Origin of the sequence: Acinetobacter sp. YH12064, assembly GCF_013419735.1 — a bacterium.
Classification (GTDB): domain Bacteria; phylum Pseudomonadota; class Gammaproteobacteria; order Pseudomonadales; family Moraxellaceae; genus Acinetobacter; species Acinetobacter amyesii.
In genome coordinates, this window is the sequence record NZ_VOZP01000014.1 from 91,365 (window position 1) to 110,959 (window position 19,595).

Consider the following 19,595-nt stretch of genomic DNA (forward strand, 5'->3'; position numbering starts at 1 on the left):
ACCATCAAGCGTGGTGAATGCTAAAAACAGCTCTCAATTGAGAGCTGTTTATATTTGAAAGGGCAATATATTCAGCCACTTCAGCACACTGGCGGCTAAAGATTTCGGATGTTGTAATGGAATCATATGGCCTGTATTGTCAAGCCTATCAATTTGACCAAGTGCTATGGAGTAATGCAGCTCACACGCTGTATTCCATAATGATTCATACAGAAATAAACTGCGAATATTTGGCTGCAAAGAGCTGCACAGGCTACAATCCACTTTTTTATAAAATGAGACGTGTTGTGAGCAGCGAAATGCCTCAACTGCAGCGCCGATTAAAGAACCGCCATATTCAGCTGATTGCAATGGGTGGCGCAATCGGGACAGGGCTATTTTTAGGCTCTGCGCATATTATTGAGTCGGCTGGACCATCGATAATTCTGGGCTATTTGATTGGTGGTTTGATTGCTTTTCTGATTATGCGCCAGCTGGGCGAGATGATCGTGCAAGAGCCAGTCACAGGTTCATTCAGTCATTTTGCTTTTAAGTATTGGGGCAAATTTGCGGGCTTTTTAACGGGCTGGAACTACTGGATTCTGTATATTTTAGTAGTGATGACCGAGCTGACCGCGATAGGCAAATATATCAATTACTGGTGGCCGCATGTGCCTGCTTGGGTTTCAGTTTTGGTGTTTTTTGCTGTGATTACGCTAGCCAATTTAGCTAATGTCAAACTGTATGCAGAATCTGAATTTTGGCTGTCGATGATTAAGGTTGTGGCGATTGTTGCCATGATTATTTTTGGTATATACCTGCTACTTACAGCAGGCGCAGACTCTACCGCTTCGATTAGTAATTTATGGGTACATGGCGGCTTCTTCCCGCACGGTTTTGAAGGCTTATTCTACATGCTAGCCTTTATGATGTTTGCTTTTGGCGGCATTGAATTAATCAGCATGGCGGCGGCTGAAACTGAAAATCCTGATCAAAATATCCCGAAAGCGGTGAATCAGACCGTAATCCGCGTGTTCTTATTTTATATCTGTTCTTTGGCTGTATTGCTGTCGCTGGTGCCGTGGAATCAGTTGAAACTTGGCGGTTTGGATCATAGTCCTTTTGTGATGATTTTTAATCAGATGGGGATTGATTGGGCGGCACATTTGCTGAATTTTATTATTTTGACGGCATCCGTTTCGGTCTGTAATAGCGGCATGTATGCCAATAGCCGCATGCTGCTGGGCTTGGCAGAACAAGGCAATGCGCCAAAAGCATTTAAGCAGGTGAATAAACACGGTACGCCGATTGCCGCGGTTTTATTTTCTGCTTTGCTGATTTTTGGCTGTGTACTGCTGAATTATTTCTTGCCTGAAAAAGCATTGAGTTATTTGATTTATATCGTGGTGAGCGCTGCGGTGCTGAATTGGATACTGATCAGCTTGATTCATTTGAAGTTTAGAAAAGCGATGAAGCAGCAGGGCATACAAACTAAGTTTCCTGCCTTATTTGCGCCGTTCACCAACTACTTTGTCTTAGTGTTTATGCTGATGATTTTGTACATCATGTGGAATCAAGGCTTTATGCTGTCGGTGCTGATGCAGCCCGTATGGATTTTACTGCTGTATGTGCTGTTTAAAGTGATGCAAGCGAAGAAGATTTAATACCATGAAGGCTTAGGGATGAGCCTTTTGATATGCAGGCGTTCTTGTTTCGTGCTGTAAAATAATGTCTTTGCTAAATTATTTTGAAAATAAACATATTTATGGAGTGTTCGTATCAATAGCAGTCGTTCCAGTATGCTTTAAATTTATATGGTTTAGGTTAAAGTATTGATATTAATTAAAAACATTAAAAATTTGGTAAGAAGTATATTTTGTGAATATTTTTGAGGGCTGAGTAATTAATTTTTTTTAAATAAATCGGTAAATAATTATGAATATTAAAATTTTAGATTCTCAGCATTTTGATTCAAAAATGAATATGCATTTACAGCAATATTTAATTGAGCATCATTTACCAAAGATAGGTTTTTATCATGTCGTTGCGAAAAGAGATGATACGATTATTGCACTGGGAATGCTTTATTCTAATCATGTCCATCCTCATCGTGATTATATTTTATTTCATGATGTACAAAATGATTTAGAGGCTAATCTATTGATAAAATTGATCAATAATTTAGAGAAAAAATCTAAAACGAGAGGGTTACAACTCATACTTAATTCTAGGAATAATTCTTTATGTGAACAGTTTGAGTCACATCGTTTTTATATTGCTAGAACAACTTACTTGATTGAATTAACCGAAATAACTGAAATCTATACAGATATAAAAACAATAAAAACTAAAAAATTAAATCAGATGTCGAAAGTTGAATGGCAAGAATTAAAGAAGTTGTTCCATAAAAACTACAAGCGATTTCATGAAGGTGTTAATGCTTTAGCTCAGGAATTTTCACCTGACCTATTGTTCGAAAATTTAAAAAATATAAATGTAATGGAGTCAACAATTCTTTTAAATCATTGTTCTCAACTATGTGCTTACTTTCTTATTGGTGGTTCAGATGAAAATTCAATTGAAGTTGCATATTTGGGAGGGATTGATGAAGATCATATGGAAGACTATCTGTTTTTCTTCCAAAATGAATTGAGAACATTACTTAAGAAATATAAAACTGTTTATTTTGAAGCTGATGATTCGGATGATTATTTTTCTGCATTAATGCAAAAAATAAACTGTGATTTATCGGACTCTTACTACACATTGATTAAAGACTTAGGTGAGTAGAGGGTCATTTTTCTAATTTAACTTTTAGTCTAATGATTGAAATTCTTATTTTTCAAATGACTGTTATACGAAATAAAGTAGTCTAGGCTTTAATTTTTAATAATTTAAAAAATTAACTGTGTAATATCAAATTCGGAATCTCGTATAGATTGCAATATGTTAATTTTAGGAAATCTTAATTTTAAAAATTACTTATGTTCAAAGTTTTAATGCTAGTTGTCGCTTTCGTTTCAACTTCTATCAATAATTTATCATATGCAGAGACCAATACATTGAACGCAAATAAAGTTTTAGAGCCATTTATATTTGAAATTGGTTCTAATTTTTCAGATATTCAAAGCAAATTTAGCTTAGAAGTAAGGAATTCAGGAGTAAATTTCATTAAAGAATCAAAATGGTATAAATTAAACACTCCAGTAGGATTTATTTTTCTTCAAGAATGGCAAGGCAAACTTCATTGTATTGCTTATGAGATTGATACAGATAATATAGAAATAAAAAAGGAATTAATTAATTATCTTTTTGAAAAATATAAAAATAATTTTGAATGGATAGGTAGGGTTGATAATGGATTTTATATTTCATATGAATCATCTAATGATTCTATCCAAGGAATTTATGCTTATTCATTAGGAACAACTATTTCTTTTACTAGTAATGAAATTAGAAAAGCTGAAACAAAGATTCGATTTCTAAATCTTTAATTTATGAAACCAGTTGTTGAACATAATGGCGATTACACGAAATTAAAAAAATAATCTGATCGTAAGGGAAGTGTTATCTAAACACTTCTCAGCAATTCAATCCTCTGCCGTTGTCCTTTCTTTAACTTCGACACCACCAATTCATAAGAATTTAGCACCAAATCTTGCAGCAGTTCTTCTTCCAATTCTTCATCTGCAAATACAGAAATCCAATGCTGCTTATTCATATGCCAGCCCGCACGAATAAAGGGATAAATATCTCTGAGCATCACGCCATTGTCCGGCAGCACCTTTAAATTAACGGCCGCTTTGCCTTCCAAATGAAAACTCAGCATAAAGACCTTATCCATGACTTTAAACACATCACAGCCTTCACCAAATGGCTGGCTGCACGTGGTTTCAGGCAGGGCTAAGGCCGTCTTAGCAGCTACAGCGTGTAATGCAATCATAGGGGATAACCTAAAAATAAGCTTGAACGTTAAAGCCTAAGGATGAATATGAATAACGGTATCATTATTTACCAATTGCCAAATTTCATCCATATCAATATTGCGCACTGCAATACAGCCCCATGTCCAATCTTTTTGCGGGAAATACGTCATCAGTTGTGGTGCAGCTTTCATTTGTAAACTGGTCGCCGAACCATGAATCATAATGTCACCACCTGCAGAAACCCCTAGATTTTTAGCCTTCTGTTTATCGGCCGCATTGGGGTAAGAGATATGCAAAGATTTATAAAATGCGCTTTGCGGATTGCGCCAATCTATATGATAAGTTCCTTCAGGCGTTTTGCCATCACCTTCTTGAACTTTATGTCCAAGCGGTTGAAAACCCAGACGCATCGGGTAACGCCGAATGACCTGATCCTGATGTTTTAAATCTAAATAACGCTCAGCTTTATGTACTTGAATACTGTCGATCGGCGTTTCTGTGCGAATTTTTTGAATTTGTGCATCGCTTAATTCAGGTGGAAAGGCTAGTACATTGGTAGGTGTAGGTAGATATTTTTCAAATTTTTGATAGGCAAGGTAGGCCGCCACAATACAGAAGAGGGTAGCGAAACTAAAAATAGCGATACGTTTTCTTGTCATTATTTTTTAGAGGATGGACGGCATTACAGTCCATCCATTTCGGTATTGTGGATAATGTTTAAATTATCCACAATTTTGATTCGAGTGAAATGTGGATTTGTGGATAATTTTTTAAGACGAGCAGCTGACCATCACTTCAGGCACATCACTTGGTAAAGGTCCTAAATCTTCAGTTTTTTCTAGGTCAAGTTGTTTAGTAAATGGTTGGCTCAATAATGTAAACAAACGCTCAACTTCTGAAAAATCATTACGTTCAGCAAGCTCAATCGCCTTTTGCGCCATATGGTTACGCAAGATATATTGCGGATTGGCCTGTGCCATTTCCGCATCTAAAGCATCGGTGTCCTGATGCTCACGGATACTTTCATATTGTGCCAAGAAACCTTCAAAGGCGCGGCGGTCTAAACAGTCATCTTTAATGGCTTCGTATTCATGATTTTGAAGACGGATAAAGCTTTGCGTGTAATCCAGTTGCTCACTTTGCAGAATGCGTAAAAAGGCCATAGCGCAGTCGAAGCTGTCTTTATGAAAACTTGGCAAACCCATTTTCTGAGCTAAGCCCAATTTATAATGTTCTAAGAAGGTCAGTTCAAAATGCTCTAAGCACTTAGCTAAATCTTCTTTCCACTGTTCTTTGTCATAATCTGCAGGGCAGAGCGGAACGAGATTATTCAGCCATTGCCATAAATTCCAATGCCCAATGCTCGGCTGCTGCTGATAGGTATAGCGGCCTTGGTAATCCGAATGGTTGTTGATCCAGTTTGGGCGGAAGCGCTCCATAAATCCATAAGGTCCAAAATCGAGCGTTGAACCAGTAATATTCAGATTGTCAGTATTCATCACGCCATGTGCAAAGCCAATCAGCTGCCATTTGGCAATCATCACTGCGGTACGCTGAATGACTTGGGTCGCAAAAGCTAAAATAGGTTGTTCGGCATCCAAGCATTCAGGGTAGTGCCACTCAATACATTTCTGCGTGAATTCAGGCAGTAAATCACCCTGATACTGATTGATCCATTCAAAGTGCCCCAAACGGATATGACAGTCAGATGTACGCAGCATCATTGCACCGAGTTCGAGTTTTTCACGCTGTACGCCTTGCTCAGAACTGGTAAAACCCACCGCATTGCTTGATGCAACGCCTAAGCTGTTCAGCGCATGTCCTGCCAAATATTCACGAATGGTCGAGCGCAGCACTGCACGACCATCGCCCATGCGTGAGTAAGGGGTCGAGCCGGCACCTTTGAGATGGAGGTCAATGGTTTGCCCATGTTTATCGATGATTTGCGCAATCAATAAGCCGCGTCCATCGCCTAATTGGCCTGCCCATTGTCCAAACTGGTGACCTGCATAGACCATGGCCAAAGGTTCAAATTCAGCAAAGGTTTTTTGACCGCTGCAGATGTCTACCCACGCAGCTTGATCTTCTGCCGACCATTGCAGCTCATCTGCAAGAGCCGCATTAAAATGCCCAGCTTTTGCGCCTTTTAAAGGTACAGGCTGCTGATGATGGTACAGGCGAGGTGGCAGGGTGTTATAGCGGGCATTGAACAGCATAATGATCTTTAAAAATTCAAATTATGTTTAAACTATAGCAAAGACCAGATAGAAAAACTGTAGCTTAAAATCAATAAAGCCTCCACAAGGGAGGCTTTATCATTTGAGGAGCTTTAAAACAGTTAAGCGGTTTTCTTTTTCAAATTACGCATTAATTGATTCAGTGTTTCACGGTGCTGAGATAGGCGTTGTTCAACTTGCTGGAATTCAAGTTTGAGTTTGTCATCCATTTGATGAATTTTTTCAGCAACTGCTGTTTTCTTCGCTTGAATTTCCTGTTCTTTTAATTTTGCCCAGTCATTCAAAGTTTGCGAAAACGCATCATATTCTTGAGAAATACGTTGTTTTGCTGTTGCAATGTCATCGGTCATATTCAGACCATAAATCGCAAGGTCTTGTTCAGCATATTTAAACTTCATTGCCAACTCAGCTTTTTTAATATTAAAGCTTGGAATACGGCGTAAGTTCTTTGCCAAACCTAATTTAGAACATGACCAAATTAGCCATTTAGTGGGGTCATATTGCCACCATTTCACACCATTACGGTAGTCGTATTGAAAAATGTGGTGATAGTTATGATAACCCTCACCCCAAGTAGCAATAGCTAGAACAAAGTTGTCGCGTGCTGTATTTTCATCAGTATACGGACGTTTTCCCCACATATGGCAAAGTGAGTTAATAAAGAACGTCACATGATGGCTTAAGATTAAACGCATTAAACCGCCCAATAATAGAACGCCCCACATATCACCTACAGCCCAACCAATTGGCAACAAAATAGCTGCGTGAACGGCAATCACTAGAGGGATGTAATATTTGTCTTGGAACATCACGACTTTATCTTTTAATAAGTCAGGTGCATTTTTATAGTTTGGTGCTGCTGCAGGATAATCACGAAGCATCCAACCAATGTGTGCATACCAAAAACCACGGTTGATTGAGTATGGATCTTGATCCACATCATCAACATGACGGTGATGTGTACGGTGGCCTGAAGCCCAAAATAAAATACTATTTTGAACTGCAAAAGTACCCATGAGCATTAAAATGATTTTTAAAGGCAAGGTTGCTTCATAAGCACGGTGTGCCCATAAGCGGTGATAACCTGCGGTAATACCTAAACTACTGACACCCAGTAAAACAAACATACTGATCCAAGCAGCGGCACTAAAATCATGATTAATGGCATATAACGGAATTGCAATAACTGCGACAATAGGTAAAAACACCAATGCAAAAATGGCAATCCAGTTCATTGGGGCTTTGGGTAGGGGAGCATTCATCTCCAACAGCACTCCTGAAACCTTGGGAGGTATAGATAGGACGAATCCCATTAAACTTTTAAGGGATTTTAAACGTACAGAATAGTAGCACGGGAAAACCCGTTTTCACCACTGTTATTGTACAGTTGTATTGTTCTAGACAGTAACATAATACGACTGAAGTTATTTGACTTTTTGTGGAGTAAGAAGATGCCAAAAAAACAGCAAATTTGTCAAAATAATCTGAAATTACTTATCAAATACTGCATCTGGGGCAGCTTTCTGATCAGTTGTCTTGGACTGATGGCTTGTCAAAATTCTCCTACACAGACAGTGACTACAAAGTCACACGGAAAATCACTGGGCAACAGTATTGAGCAGCCATTAAAAGTTATTCGCGTGAACGATGGGATACAAGACATTCCATGGACGATTGTGAAAATCGCTGGACAAAAAGCTAAGTTCTTTCATCATCAACCTTATCTTCAGTTCAATTCGCAATTTCGACAAATTCAGGGAAATACGGGATGTAACATTATCAGTGGCACTTATGTGATCGATACCTTAAAACACAGCATTGATCTAAATGCCCGAGCAGGTTATTTCAGCTGTGATTCGGCTTTGGCTCAAGAGGCTGAACTTTCAGATGCCTTGCAAGCCGCAACTCAATTCCAAATAAAAGGGAAACAGATGACGATGCAAAACAGTCTGGGAAAAACTGTATTGGTTTTGGAAAGAAAATAGACCGATTGAAATAGCGACGTGTTGATCGAGAAGTGAATTACACAAATCTAGGTGAATAAAGCAGCATTAAAAATGCTGCATCATTAATTTAGGATAGTCGGTAATTAAACCGTTGATGCCCCAATCTTTAAGCTGTTTAGCACGATCAACGTCGTTGACGGTCCATACACTCACATTTAATTTTGCCTGCTGTGTGGCCTGAATAATGTCTGAATTGGCAAGTTGGTTCATCCAACCGATTTGGATACAACCTAATTCAAGTGCTTGTTCAATCGCTTTAAATTTTACGTCCGTTTCAACCAAAAGCCCGCGTTTGAAGCCGGATTTTTTTTGTTGCAAAGCAAGATGAATTTTAGGGTCAAAACTGGTGATCACCGCGGAATGTTCGAACCCTTGGAGCTGTTGTTCCAAGGTTTCAGTCAGTGCTTCAGCTTCAGTCTGTGTCTTCACTGCTTTCACTTCGACTTCAATATGATCGAAGTTATGAATAATTTTGAGCGTTTGTTCGAGCAGTGGCGTCGGCTCAACTTTATTCCATTCTGACCAAGTAACGGCATGGTTATAGGGTTCTAACTCTTGTGAACTACATTCATATAGATGTTTATCTTGACCTGCCGTTCGCATAAATTGGTCATCATGCATAATCACTAGGGCACGATCTTTCAGTTGCCGAACGTCAAATTCGACAGCACGAATCCCTAAATCTTGAATATATTGAAAACCGCCAAGGGTGTTTTCAGGTGCTTCGCCACGAGCACCACGGTGTCCGATTATGCGCATATAGGGCCTGCAAAGTTGAAAGATAAAAGCATAGTGTCCTGTAAGCATGACAGGGAGATGACACTATTATTTTGAGCCGATCATTCTGAATTACAAGAATGATCGGACGAAATGTTTCGATTTATTTCAATGTAAAATAGACTTTTAATTGGTCAAAGGATTTGAACCAAAACTTATTGATCAATCGTGTCGTTAATATTCTTTTGCCAAAGTACTTCAGAACCGCCTTCGGCGCGCTGTAAAGTTCTTGATGCGACAAATAACCAGTCAGACAGACGGTTAAGTAGTTGCAATGACGGCGCTTGAATGTTTTGGTCCCGATTATGTACTGCCATTAAACGGCGTTCTGCACGTCGGCAAACTGCACGGGCTTGGTGGGTAAAGCTACATACTAAAGTGCCTGAAGGCAGGATAAAGTCTTTGAGCATTGGCAGCGCTTCATTCATGCGGTCAATGTCATTTTCCAAAAACTCAATCGACACAGGCTGTACCAAGTTGAAGTTTGGAATGCAGACTTCACCGCCAAGGTCGAATAACCAATGTTGAATCAGGCTAAGTGATTTGTCCCAAGTCGCTTTGTCTTCAATGCTGCTAAGCGCAATGTGCGAACGTAGAATGCCGATACTTGAATTGAGTTCATCGACATCGCCTAAGGCTTCTATGCGTAAATCATCCTTAGCAACACGTGATCCGTCACCTAAACCTGTCGTGCCTGAATCGCCAGTGCGGGTGTAAATTTTACTTAAACGGTGGCCCATTTTAATTGTCCATTTTTTGATTAAAAGTTGAATAAAGAGATGCGCATTAATATTTAACAGTGACACCTATAGAGGTTAAACGCCCGCCATTCATATAATACAAACCTGAACCATACGATGAGGTTTTGTATTCGACATCACCGATATTTTGTAAATTGGTAAAGACTTTGAGGTTGGGATTGATATTCCAAAATGCACTCATATCAATAGTGGCATAACCGGGATTGCGTGCCTGATAATCTACGGTATCTGACTTGGCATTCAAGGTTGCATTCATGCCATAAATGTCATTGCTCCAACCTGTAGTCAAGCTTAAATTCTGACGTGGGCGACGCTGTAAATCTTGTTTTTTCTCATCATCTTGTGCTTTCACATAATGATAGCTAAGTTTGCTTGACCATCCCCCATTTTGCCATTGCAGATAGGTTTCCACGCCTTGATAAACCGCTGTATTTAGATTTTCTAAAGTGTAATGAGGACCGTTCACAATCAGATGGTCGATTTTGGTATGGTACACGGATAGACCGGTACTTAGCCCATGATTCAGCTTTTGGTCGACGCCAATCTCATAAGAAATACTTTCTTCAGGCTTTAAGTTTGGATTGCCTGACCAGCTGTTATAGCGTTCATCTAAGGTTGGCGATTTAAACGCAGTACCAATATTGGCATATACACTGGTAAGAGGCAGTGCTTGCAGACGAATTGCAGCTTGACCAATGGTATGGCTGCCATATTTTGCATCGTCTTCTAAACGGATGCCGAGCTGTGTATTAAGACCATCTTGATAATATTGATGCTGTAAGTAATAACCCGTGCTGCGGTTATCATCTTGATAGGCCGTGCCATATGACACGATGTCACCGCTGATTTTACGGTGTGTGATCCCACTTAAAATCGTTTGTTTTGGCGTCAGATCAAATTTGGAATAGATTTCAGCTTCTTGGGTTTTATTGTGGGTGAAGTCGGCGGTTGTAACCTGATCAAGCTCATCTTTAAATTGAGAAAGGCGAGCGTGCAGTTCTAAAGCAGGTAAAAGATGCACTTCACCACGGAGGTTGATCATTTCATTGCTAAAGTCTTGCGCGACATTGCTGTAGTTTAGGCAGTTATAGTCCTTATCTTCATTGCTACAACTGACATAAAAGCTGCGACCATCGTTATGACTATAGTCCAATGAATATGCATGATTTTCTTGTTTTGATCCGACTTTTGCACTCCAGCCTTTTTGGTCATAGCTTGCTGTGCTCAGTTCATCTAAATCAAAAACTTTGGTGGCATCGGATTCTAAGCGTTGCCCTCGAATCTGTGCGTAATAACCATGTTTTGCGGCATCTGCGCCAATAATACTTTTATAGGTTTTGTGTTCACCTACTTCTGTACTGGCAAAGGCTGTATTTTCTGTGGGTGTCTTGGAAATAATTTGTACCACACCACCAATCGCATCTGAGCCATACAATACAGAAGCTGGGCCTTTTAAAACTTCGATTTGCTGGATATCGGTAGTATCTAAAAATTGTAATGGCGCCATGCCTGATGTAGCCGAGTTCAAGCGTACGCCATCGCGTAGTACTAAGGTGTGGTCGGATTCTGTGCCTCGCACAAAAATGGAAGCCACTTGTCCTAAACCACCGTTTTGCACCATATTGATAGAAGCATCGTCACGTAGTAAATCGCTCATTTGGGAAATAGGAGATTGCGCTACGGTTGCAGGTTCAATAATGGAAATACGCGCAGGCACATTTTCTAATTTTTCTTGTGAGCGTGTTGCCGTGACGACAATGGTGTCCAATTTAGGTTGTGCAATGGAATCTGCTGCAACAGATATTTGGGAGCTAAAAATACAAAGGGCAGATATGCCAGCTGCAAGCGCAGTCGGCTGAAAAGGAAAAGGCATACAATGCTCCATGCATTTACCCCACGTAAATGATTGAGTGATAGAACACAGTGAGCAGGTATCGGACTGGCAAAGCATTGCTTGCACACCGTTGCGGGGGCAGTGTTGTGGAAACTTCCCATGCCAACTGTTGTGAATGGCTTAAGTATAGAGAACTCCGATTTATCGAACAATCGAAACTATGGGGTATTTGAAGATAGGTACATATACAGCTTGACTTGCTGTGGAGCAGAAATTAATCTGCCTGCGCTTCAGGTGCTTTCTTAATTGAGAAGTGAAACTGGGAAGTCAGTCCAGCAGTATAGAGCTGTTGTTATCTGACACTGCCCCCGCAACGGTGAATAGGCTTTATTTCGATAAATCCTTAAGTCCGGAGACCGGCCTGATGCAGACCTATACATAATGCGGCGGGCGTTATAGCGGGATTGCATGCTTTTGTCTGAAAAATGGCAAGCCATCGCTTACCCAAAAACCGCCACGCGTTAACCACTTTTATTTCGCACGGGCGGTGCGATCGGGGAATACAGCATGCATTCTTTCTCTAAGACTCTTATCGGGTCGCTTTTTGTTTTATCTCCACTTTCTGCTGCGATGGCAGCAGACCAAGTTCATCAACTTCCAGTGATTACCAACACGGTTGCCAATATTGTTGAGCAAGACGCACAAAAAACTTTGGCAGCAGTCACAGTCATTAACCGTGAAGAAATTGAACGTAAGCAATTTACGTCTTTACAAGAATTGCTACGTACCGTACCAGGTGTAACCTATACCAACTCTGGTGGTTTAGGTCAGCCAACCAGTATTTCAATTCGTGGTACAGGTTCTACTGCGGTATTGGTATTGGTGGATGGTCAAAAACTGGGTTCGGCAACTTCAGGCCAAACTTCATTTGAGCATTTGCCAGTTGATCAAATTGAACGTGTAGAAGTGGTCAAAGGTCCGCGCTCAAGTTTATATGGTTCTGAAGCTGTAGGCGGTGTGATTCAAATCTTTACCCGTAAAGGGACGCAAAATGGCGTAAAACCATTTGCTTCGCTCAAGTATGGTTCACATGAAACTTACGATGCGAATGTCGGTGTGAATATTCGTCAGGATAATTCTTGGGCGACGCTGAGTTTGGCAGGCTTGAAAACACAAGGTTTAGATGTAACAACTTTGCCGACTGAAACAGATAAAGATGGTTATGAAAACTATTCTGCGTCAATTAAAGCGGGTCATCAGTTTAATGATCAATTTGCAGCTGATTTTAATGTTCTCTATGTAAATGGCGAAACAAATTACGATAGTTCATATAACGTAAGTCCTTATAACAAGGTTGAGCAAAATGTGTATGGCGTAGGCTTTAGCTATTCTCCTGTAGATCTTTGGAAAACGCAGCTTAAATTTGGCCGTTCAGAAGATAAATACGAAACCTTTAGTGCAGATAAATCAACTGGTGTATTTGATACCACAAAAGATAGCATTAGCTGGTTAAACACATTATCTTTCAATGCCAATAACACACTATTGGTGGGTGTGGATTACTTAAATGATCAAGTCGACAGCACCACCAATTACGATGAAAAAGAGCGTGATAATGTCGGTTACTATGCGCAATATCTTGGTGATTTTGGTCGAGTGAACCTGCAAGCTGCTATTCGCTTAGATGATAACGAACAGTTTGGTGATCACACCACAGGCAATGCCGCTGTTGGTTATTCATTTAATGACAACTACAGCACTTATGTTTCATACGGTACCGCTTTCCGCTCACCAACATTTAATGACTTATATTATCCGGGCTGGTCAAATCCAAACTTAGTCCCTGAAGAGTCTGAAAATATTGAAATTGGATTCAAAGGGTCGCAATGGCTGAACTGGTCTGTTTCTGCCTTCCATAATGAAATTGATAATATGATTTCAGGCGGAACCAATATTGCGAAAGCAAAAATTAAGGGTGTGGAAGCTGAGTTCGGACAGTCACTGGACAACTTCACGTGGAACTTAAACTATACGTATCAAGAGCCTGAATATAATTCGGGGGCGACCAAAGGCAATCAAATTGCGGGTCGTGCAGGTCAATTATTGAATGTATCTGCAGATTATACGATGGATAAATGGACGCTAGGTGGCTCTGTACACGCAGAAGACCAGCGTTATAAGGATGCCGCTAATACAACAAGCTTTGGCAGTTTTGCGACAGCAGATGTACGTTTAACCTATCAAGCGACCCCTGAATTTTCTGTACAAGCCAAACTTGCCAATATGTTTGATAAAGAATATTACACCGTGTATGACTCATTTGATGACTATTACTACCGTCAAGACGGCCGTACTGCTTGGCTAACCTTACGTTATGCAATGAAATAATTGAATCAATTATTCAAAAAGCTCTGATCATTCAGGGCTTTTTATTTTTGCGCAGTAATCATGCTGAAAATCCACGCAATGCATGAAAATTGCATTACAATGATTCGCCTTCATATTCATAGATGGGCTATGAATAGGGCGGAGTTAGAGCCAAAACAACATGCGAACCCGTGCCAAAATCTGCGGAATTACACGTATTCAAGATATTCAATCTGTCGTCCAAGCTGGCGTAGATGCGATCGGATTTGTATTCTTTGCGCCAAGTCCGCGCAGTGTAACGGCAGTGCAGGCTGCTGAACTGATTCAGCATGTGCCGCCGTATGTGCAGACCGTCGGTTTATTCGTGAATGCATCGGCTGCAGACATACAGGATATTTTAAAAAATTCGCCTGTAGACATCCTGCAGTTTCATGGTGATGAAAGCCCTGAACAGTGCCAAACGATTGCGCAGTCCGTTGGGCGCCGCTGGTATAAAGCCATTCAGATGAAACCTGAACTGGATGTGATTGCCGAAATCCAAGCCTTTCAACAGGCTGGGGCAAGCGCCGTACTATTGGATGCATGGCATCCAGAACTGAAAGGCGGTACAGGGCATAGCTTTGACTGGGCACAGTTCCCAAAACTCGATATTCCTTTAATTTTGGCAGGCGGTTTAACTCCGACCAATATTGAAGATGCGATTCAAATCACTGGTGCTTACGCCGTAGATGTGAGTGGTGGTGTAGAATCGGCAAAAGGTATTAAAGACCAACAACTCATAGAGCGCTTTATGCAAGGAGTCCATCGTGGATCAGCAAAATAAAATCGACTATACCCAATTCCCTGACGCACAAGGGCATTTCGGTATTCATGGCGGGCGTTTTGTGTCAGAAACTCTAATGGCAGCACTTAAGGACTTAGAAAAACTCTATTTCCGCATGAAAGATGATGCTCAGTTTTTGGCAGAATTCGACCGTGACTTGGCGTATTACGTCGGTCGTCCTAGTCCTTTGTATTATGCTGAGCGATGGTCGAAAGAGTTGGGTGGTGCGCAAATTTATTTAAAACGTGAAGACCTGAACCATACAGGTTCACATAAAGTGAATAACACCATTGGTCAGGCTTTACTGGCTAAGCTTTCAGGTAAAAAACGTATTATTGCGGAAACAGGCGCAGGTCAGCACGGCGTAGCAACGGCAACGATTGCTGCGCGTTTAGGCCTTGAGTGTGTGGTGTTTATGGGTGCGGAAGACGTAAAACGTCAAGCCATGAACGTGTACCGTATGCGTTTGCTTGGCGCAACGGTTGTACCTGTGGAAAGCGGTTCAAAAACATTGAAAGATGCGATGAACGAAGCGATGCGTGACTGGGTAACCAATGTTGATTCAACTTATTATGTGATTGGTACCGTTGCAGGTCCACATCCATATCCGCAATTGGTACGTGATTTCCAATCGATCATTGGCCGTGAAGCGCGTAAACAGATTCAAGAACAAGCAGGCCGTCTGCCAGATGCTCTTGTTGCATGTGTGGGTGGCGGTTCAAATGCGATGGGCTTGTTCTATCCATTCTTAAATGATGAAGATGTGAAAATGTACGGTGTTGAAGCTGCAGGCTACGGCATTGAAACGGGCAAGCATTCTGCACCATTAAACGCAGGTCATGTCGGTGTACTTCACGGTAACCGTACGTACTTGATGTCAGATGATCAAGGTCAAATCATTGAAACACATTCAATTTCTGCAGGCCTGGACTACCCAGGTGTAGGCCCTGAGCATAGTTTCCTCAAAGATATGCACCGTGTGAACTATGTGCCAATCAATGATACTGAAGCGTTACAAGGGTTCCGTGATTTGACCCAAATTGAAGGCATTATCCCTGCATTGGAAAGCTCACATGCGATGGCTTATGTGACGAAACTTGCGCCGACCATGGACAAAGACCAAATCATTATTGCGACTGTATCAGGCCGTGGTGATAAAGACTTAATGACCGTTGCCCGCATTGATGGCGTGGAAATGGTTGAGATGTAAAATCTCCCCCAACCCCTCTTTAATAAAGAGGGGAAAAGCCCTGCTTTGTTAAAGGTGAGGATTAAAAAATCGCGCAGAAGCAATTCCGCGCGATTTTTTTTTGGCTGAAAATTTTATTAAGGCAAATCACTACAAAACTGATGCAGAATAAAAGTGTGAAATAAATCACAATACTGTGTAAATTTTATTGCTTTAGAAAGACTTTATAACAATGACGTTTACCCAATTGGTTCGTGCAGAATCCTTTCCAACCCATATTTCTTGGCAATGGCGTGATACTTTTGCGCTGTGTATTCTTCCGCTGATCTTGCTCAACAGTTATGTCTTAGACCAATTTTTTGGTGTTTCAGCTCAGGTTGCTTTGGGTGATTCGATCTTTCGCGGCATTTTATTTATTGCCGTGTGCTGGCTCTATAAAACGATGCTGTATACGCACTGGCAAAAGTATAAACAAGCCTTTTGGCGCTCAAGCCTGTTGGTGGTTGTCGGTGCAGTCGCTTTACAAGTGGTGATTTCTTTTACACGCAGTCTGTTGCCCGTCGGTGAGAGCATTGAAAAAGAATCGACCATTGATCCTAATACGATTGCGTTTTTTAGCTTGCTGATCATCAGCCTTGGGCCATTATTTACCGCATTGCTCGAAGATATTATTTTCCGCTATACCTTGCTGCAAAAGCTATTTATACAGCCTTGGCTGTGGCGAGTGATATTGGTATTACTGAACTCAATTTTATTTGGCTTGATTCATTATCATAATTTCGATGGCGATTTGATTGCGACCATCAGTTTTATGGTTGCAGGTCTATTTCTCAACCTCATCTATTTGTGGACGCGTAACATTTGGCATGTCTTACTCATTCATTTCGTCAACAATGCAGTACTATCGTTAGGCGGCGTGATTTTATTGAAATTGCTTCAGCCCTATGTGGGCAGTTGAAGTCAAAATAGGGGGAAGATTGTGTCCAATTTGTTTATGGTGATGCTCGGCGGACGCCATCCAAGAGCAAATATCGAAGTACATGATGTCATTCTTGCAGTGGGTAACACATTAGAAGAGGTTTATCCTCAATTGAGAACGGCATGGTTTGGTGAGCAAAAAGGCTTACATATTGATGCTTGGGCACAAGTACATACAGTCAGCACTGAAAATCGGCATTATCGCATCCAATTTTGTGATGCCGCGCCCCGAGCTGAAGATGAAAAATTATGGCTGATTAATCTCGGGGGATATGATGCTCGCGAATTTGGTGAATTACATCGTTATGTTTTGGTGACGGGACAAAATGCCAGCGTTGCAAAACAACGGGGCAAGGCTTTTTTTGAGTCACATTGGCAAAAACAACATACCGACCGAACCCTAGATGTTGATGATTGTATTGCGATTGATCATGTCTATGGGCGCTATATCGAATTGGTTGAAACCCCGCATAGCCAGCAAAATTCATGGAAAAATGATTACATCTTAATAAATGAACATTTGTGATGATTAAGAGCTCAAATGTCAGCTTTTATATTTTTTTGTGATATTCGCCTGAAATCAGATGGATTGTCTTTTCAGGCGTTAAATAATAGGCATAATAACATTCAGGATTTAGACCTTAAACCTCAATGGAATGGCGTATATGGATTTAATACGGCCGAATGGACAGCCGCATTATGGGCGTTTTAGTGAACTTCCCAATCGCATCGATTTAAGTAAGTATGAATATAAGACACCGTATGGAAAACGACTTCAAGGTTGGCGTAAGCGTTTAAAATATAAAAAATTTAAATTTTGTTGTATTCAGCATGAACATTATACGATTGGTCTAGCGATCGCCGATATCGCGTGGGCGGGGCACGGTTTTGTCTATGTGTATGATCATATTTCGAATGAAGTATTGGAATGGAATTCGATTAATTTCCTGTCACGTAATACCGTTTTAGATGAACAACCTTTATTTAATCAAAGTCATTTTATCAAGTCAGGGATTCAACTGGATATTCAGCATGCCAATGGTGTGCGATACATTCAAATGTCAAAACATGGCGAACTCAAACTGAGCGCTCGAGTGTTTTGTGCGGGGACTGATCCGCTGAGCATGTGTAGCCCCACAGGGATTAATGGTTGGACCTATACTCAAAAATTGACGACGTTAGGCTGTGAAGGTTTCTTTATCAATAAGCAAGGCAAGACCATTCAATTTCATGACCGGACATTGGTGTCTTTAGATGATACCTGTGGTTTTCTTCGTCCTGAAACCGCATGGTTCTGGCTGTCGTGTAACTTTTGGGATAGTCAAAATCGACGCGTTGGGATCAATCTTGCCTCTGGTGTAAATGAAAGCTTTGGCAATGAAAATTGCCTGTGGGTCAATGGACATCTGTATGCCATGTCTGATGTGCTGTTTCAGCAACAAGGCGATAATCAATGGAATATTAGTTCTTTAGACAACAGCTTAAATTTGATCGTCACCACAGGTTGGCGGCGCTATGAAAACTTGAACTTAAGATTGGTCGGTAGTCAGTTCAGTCAATGGCAGGCAAAAATTAGCGGTACAATTCAACGTGATGGCGAAGAAATAGTATTCTTAAATGAATATGGTTTACTTGAGCAGCACTATGCCAAATGGTGAGTCTAAGCCAATAAAAAAGCCGCAATCGATGCGGCTTTTTTTATTCAGTTTTTATTTTGCAGCTTGCCAAAACACTTCCGCAGCTTGAATTGGATCATTGGTTTCTTCATAAGTTTTTAACCAGAGATCATAGTTTTGCACAATGGGATGCTGACTCGGATGGAAGTCTTTTTTAAACCAATCTCGATATGACTTGCTCATTCGGGTGAGGGTGCCATTTTTACCAAAGAACCACGGTAAGCCTTTCATATTTAATTTTAAACGTTCCGTGAAACTGAAGCCGTCATGTTTCAGCATCACATTGGCACGGTATAAGGTAAAGCCGAGCATCAATCCACTGGTCCAGACCAGAGTGAATTTCTTTAAATTTTCATCGACCTTAGCCACATCTTTCATCACATCAAAAGCCACATCGCGATGTTCCATTTCTTCTATCGCATGCCAAATAAATAATGCACGGACATAAGGATGCGCAGATTCTAGTACGGACTTTTGGCTACAAAAGGTTTCAGCCATCAGCGCAGTCAAGTGCTCGGCAGAAGCCGTCATGGCAATGTTGTATTCAGGTGAGCGCTTGCTCAGTTCAAATTTAAAAATTTTATTTAGACGTTTAATGAACGCATCGACAGGCATGCCTTGTTGTTTCATCAACATATTCATTTTGTCATGCGCCATACCGTGCTGCGCTTCTTGACGAATAAAGTCAGCGACACGTTGCTGTAAATCAGGATCTTGAATTTGACTGCGGAACAGACGTACAGATTCAATAAAATAGCGCTCGCCATCAGGAAAGGTCAGGCTCAAGGCATCAAACATACGAGTTAAAAAGGGGTCTCCGCCAAACCAATAGCGCGGGATTTCTTCCAACTTAAAATTTAGTTTTGTGCGAACAATGGGTTCGACTTGATATTTGACGATAGCATTCATGATATTTTTTCTGTGCGAGTCGTATTGATTACAGTATGTCGGAGAAATTGCACTTTGTTTTGACAGATATTGCCAATTTTTATACATTTTACGCCATGATGAAAATATAAAATGTCAGAATTGGCAGGTCAGA

At 40.8% G+C, this 19,595-nt stretch carries 18 protein-coding genes and 1 riboswitch; of the genes, 10 read left to right on the plus strand and 8 right to left on the minus strand.

Going from position 1 to position 19,595, the window contains the following annotated elements; genetic code table 11:
- Window positions 1-287: 287 nt before the first annotated feature.
- From FTU13_RS14065 to FTU13_RS14075, 3 genes are all read left to right on the plus strand, one after another.
- The gene (locus FTU13_RS14065; protein ID WP_180128601.1) at window positions 288-1,643 is read left to right on the plus strand and encodes an amino acid permease; all 1,356 of its coding nucleotides are present in this window, start codon (window positions 288-290) and stop codon (window positions 1,641-1,643) included.
- Window positions 1,644-1,914: 271 nt separating this feature from the next.
- Window positions 1,915-2,769, plus strand: coding sequence for a hypothetical protein (locus tag FTU13_RS14070; RefSeq protein ID WP_180128599.1), 855 nt, complete (start codon window positions 1,915-1,917; stop codon window positions 2,767-2,769).
- A 194-nt stretch (window positions 2,770-2,963) separates the two neighbouring features.
- Window positions 2,964-3,473, plus strand: a complete 510-nt coding sequence (locus FTU13_RS14075) for a hypothetical protein (protein ID WP_180128598.1) — start codon at window positions 2,964-2,966, stop codon at window positions 3,471-3,473.
- A 77-nt stretch (window positions 3,474-3,550) separates the two neighbouring features.
- On the opposite strand, the gene FTU13_RS14080 is transcribed toward FTU13_RS14075, so the two are convergent.
- The 4 genes from FTU13_RS14080 to FTU13_RS14095 all read right to left on the minus strand — a co-directional run bounded on the left by FTU13_RS14080 (window position 3,551) and on the right by FTU13_RS14095 (window position 7,404).
- A complete protein-coding gene (locus tag FTU13_RS14080) occupies window positions 3,551-3,922 on the minus strand; it encodes an MmcQ/YjbR family DNA-binding protein (RefSeq protein ID WP_218955154.1) in 372 nt (123 codons plus the stop codon).
- A gap of 36 nt (window positions 3,923-3,958) precedes the next feature.
- Window positions 3,959-4,564 (minus strand): murein L,D-transpeptidase family protein, encoded by a 606-nt coding sequence (locus FTU13_RS14085; RefSeq protein WP_180128597.1) that lies wholly within the window; start codon window positions 4,562-4,564, stop codon window positions 3,959-3,961.
- A 111-nt stretch (window positions 4,565-4,675) separates the two neighbouring features.
- Window positions 4,676-6,121, minus strand: coding sequence for a YdiU family protein (locus FTU13_RS14090; RefSeq protein ID WP_180103181.1), 1,446 nt, complete (start codon window positions 6,119-6,121; stop codon window positions 4,676-4,678).
- A gap of 122 nt (window positions 6,122-6,243) precedes the next feature.
- On the minus strand, window positions 6,244-7,404 hold the full coding sequence (locus FTU13_RS14095; protein ID WP_078194143.1) for an acyl-CoA desaturase: 1,161 nt from the start codon (window positions 7,402-7,404) through the stop codon (window positions 6,244-6,246).
- Between the two features lie 189 nt (window positions 7,405-7,593).
- On the opposite strand from FTU13_RS14095, the gene FTU13_RS14100 reads away from it, so the two are divergent.
- Window positions 7,594-8,127, plus strand: coding sequence for an META domain-containing protein (locus FTU13_RS14100; RefSeq protein ID WP_180128596.1), 534 nt, complete (start codon window positions 7,594-7,596; stop codon window positions 8,125-8,127).
- Window positions 8,128-8,193: 66 nt separating this feature from the next.
- On the opposite strand, the gene FTU13_RS14105 is transcribed toward FTU13_RS14100, so the two are convergent.
- The 3 genes from FTU13_RS14105 to FTU13_RS14115 all read right to left on the minus strand — a co-directional run bounded on the left by FTU13_RS14105 (window position 8,194) and on the right by FTU13_RS14115 (window position 11,559).
- A complete protein-coding gene (locus FTU13_RS14105) occupies window positions 8,194-8,907 on the minus strand; it encodes a glycerophosphodiester phosphodiesterase (protein WP_180078781.1) in 714 nt (237 codons plus the stop codon).
- Window positions 8,908-9,080: 173 nt separating this feature from the next.
- Window positions 9,081-9,665 carry a cob(I)yrinic acid a,c-diamide adenosyltransferase gene (locus FTU13_RS14110; RefSeq protein ID WP_180128595.1) on the minus strand — a complete coding sequence of 195 codons (585 nt, stop codon included), beginning with the start codon at window positions 9,663-9,665 and terminating at the stop codon, window positions 9,081-9,083.
- A 46-nt stretch (window positions 9,666-9,711) separates the two neighbouring features.
- Window positions 9,712-11,559 carry a TonB-dependent receptor plug domain-containing protein gene (locus tag FTU13_RS14115; protein ID WP_373423912.1) on the minus strand — a complete coding sequence of 616 codons (1,848 nt, stop codon included), beginning with the start codon at window positions 11,557-11,559 and terminating at the stop codon, window positions 9,712-9,714.
- Between the two features lie 236 nt (window positions 11,560-11,795).
- Window positions 11,796-11,960: riboswitch (cobalamin riboswitch) on the plus strand.
- Between the two features lie 127 nt (window positions 11,961-12,087).
- On the opposite strand from FTU13_RS14115, the gene FTU13_RS14120 reads away from it, so the two are divergent.
- From FTU13_RS14120 to FTU13_RS14145, 6 genes are all read left to right on the plus strand, one after another.
- On the plus strand, window positions 12,088-13,908 hold the full coding sequence (locus FTU13_RS14120) for a TonB-dependent receptor domain-containing protein (RefSeq protein ID WP_180128593.1): 1,821 nt from the start codon (window positions 12,088-12,090) through the stop codon (window positions 13,906-13,908).
- Between the two features lie 160 nt (window positions 13,909-14,068).
- On the plus strand, window positions 14,069-14,710 hold the full coding sequence (locus FTU13_RS14125) for a phosphoribosylanthranilate isomerase (RefSeq protein WP_180128592.1): 642 nt from the start codon (window positions 14,069-14,071) through the stop codon (window positions 14,708-14,710).
- Complete coding sequence (gene trpB / locus FTU13_RS14130) at window positions 14,694-15,920, plus strand: tryptophan synthase subunit beta (RefSeq protein WP_180024528.1); 1,227 nt, start codon at window positions 14,694-14,696, stop codon at window positions 15,918-15,920. The genes FTU13_RS14125 and trpB overlap by 17 nt, the downstream gene beginning before the upstream one ends.
- 211 nt (window positions 15,921-16,131) lie before the next feature.
- Window positions 16,132-16,857 (plus strand): CPBP family intramembrane glutamic endopeptidase, encoded by a 726-nt coding sequence (locus FTU13_RS14135; RefSeq protein WP_180128591.1) that lies wholly within the window; start codon window positions 16,132-16,134, stop codon window positions 16,855-16,857.
- A 21-nt stretch (window positions 16,858-16,878) separates the two neighbouring features.
- Entirely contained in the window at window positions 16,879-17,403 is a 525-nt protein-coding gene (locus FTU13_RS14140; RefSeq protein ID WP_180128589.1) for a DUF1543 domain-containing protein, read from the plus strand.
- A 139-nt stretch (window positions 17,404-17,542) separates the two neighbouring features.
- Entirely contained in the window at window positions 17,543-18,535 is a 993-nt protein-coding gene (locus FTU13_RS14145) for a DUF2804 domain-containing protein (RefSeq protein ID WP_111885385.1), read from the plus strand.
- Between the two features lie 51 nt (window positions 18,536-18,586).
- Here the strand turns inward: FTU13_RS14145 and FTU13_RS14150 are convergent, their stop codons facing one another.
- A complete protein-coding gene (locus tag FTU13_RS14150) occupies window positions 18,587-19,462 on the minus strand; it encodes a metal-dependent hydrolase (protein ID WP_180128588.1) in 876 nt (291 codons plus the stop codon).
- Between the last annotated feature and the right edge of the window lie 133 nt (window positions 19,463-19,595).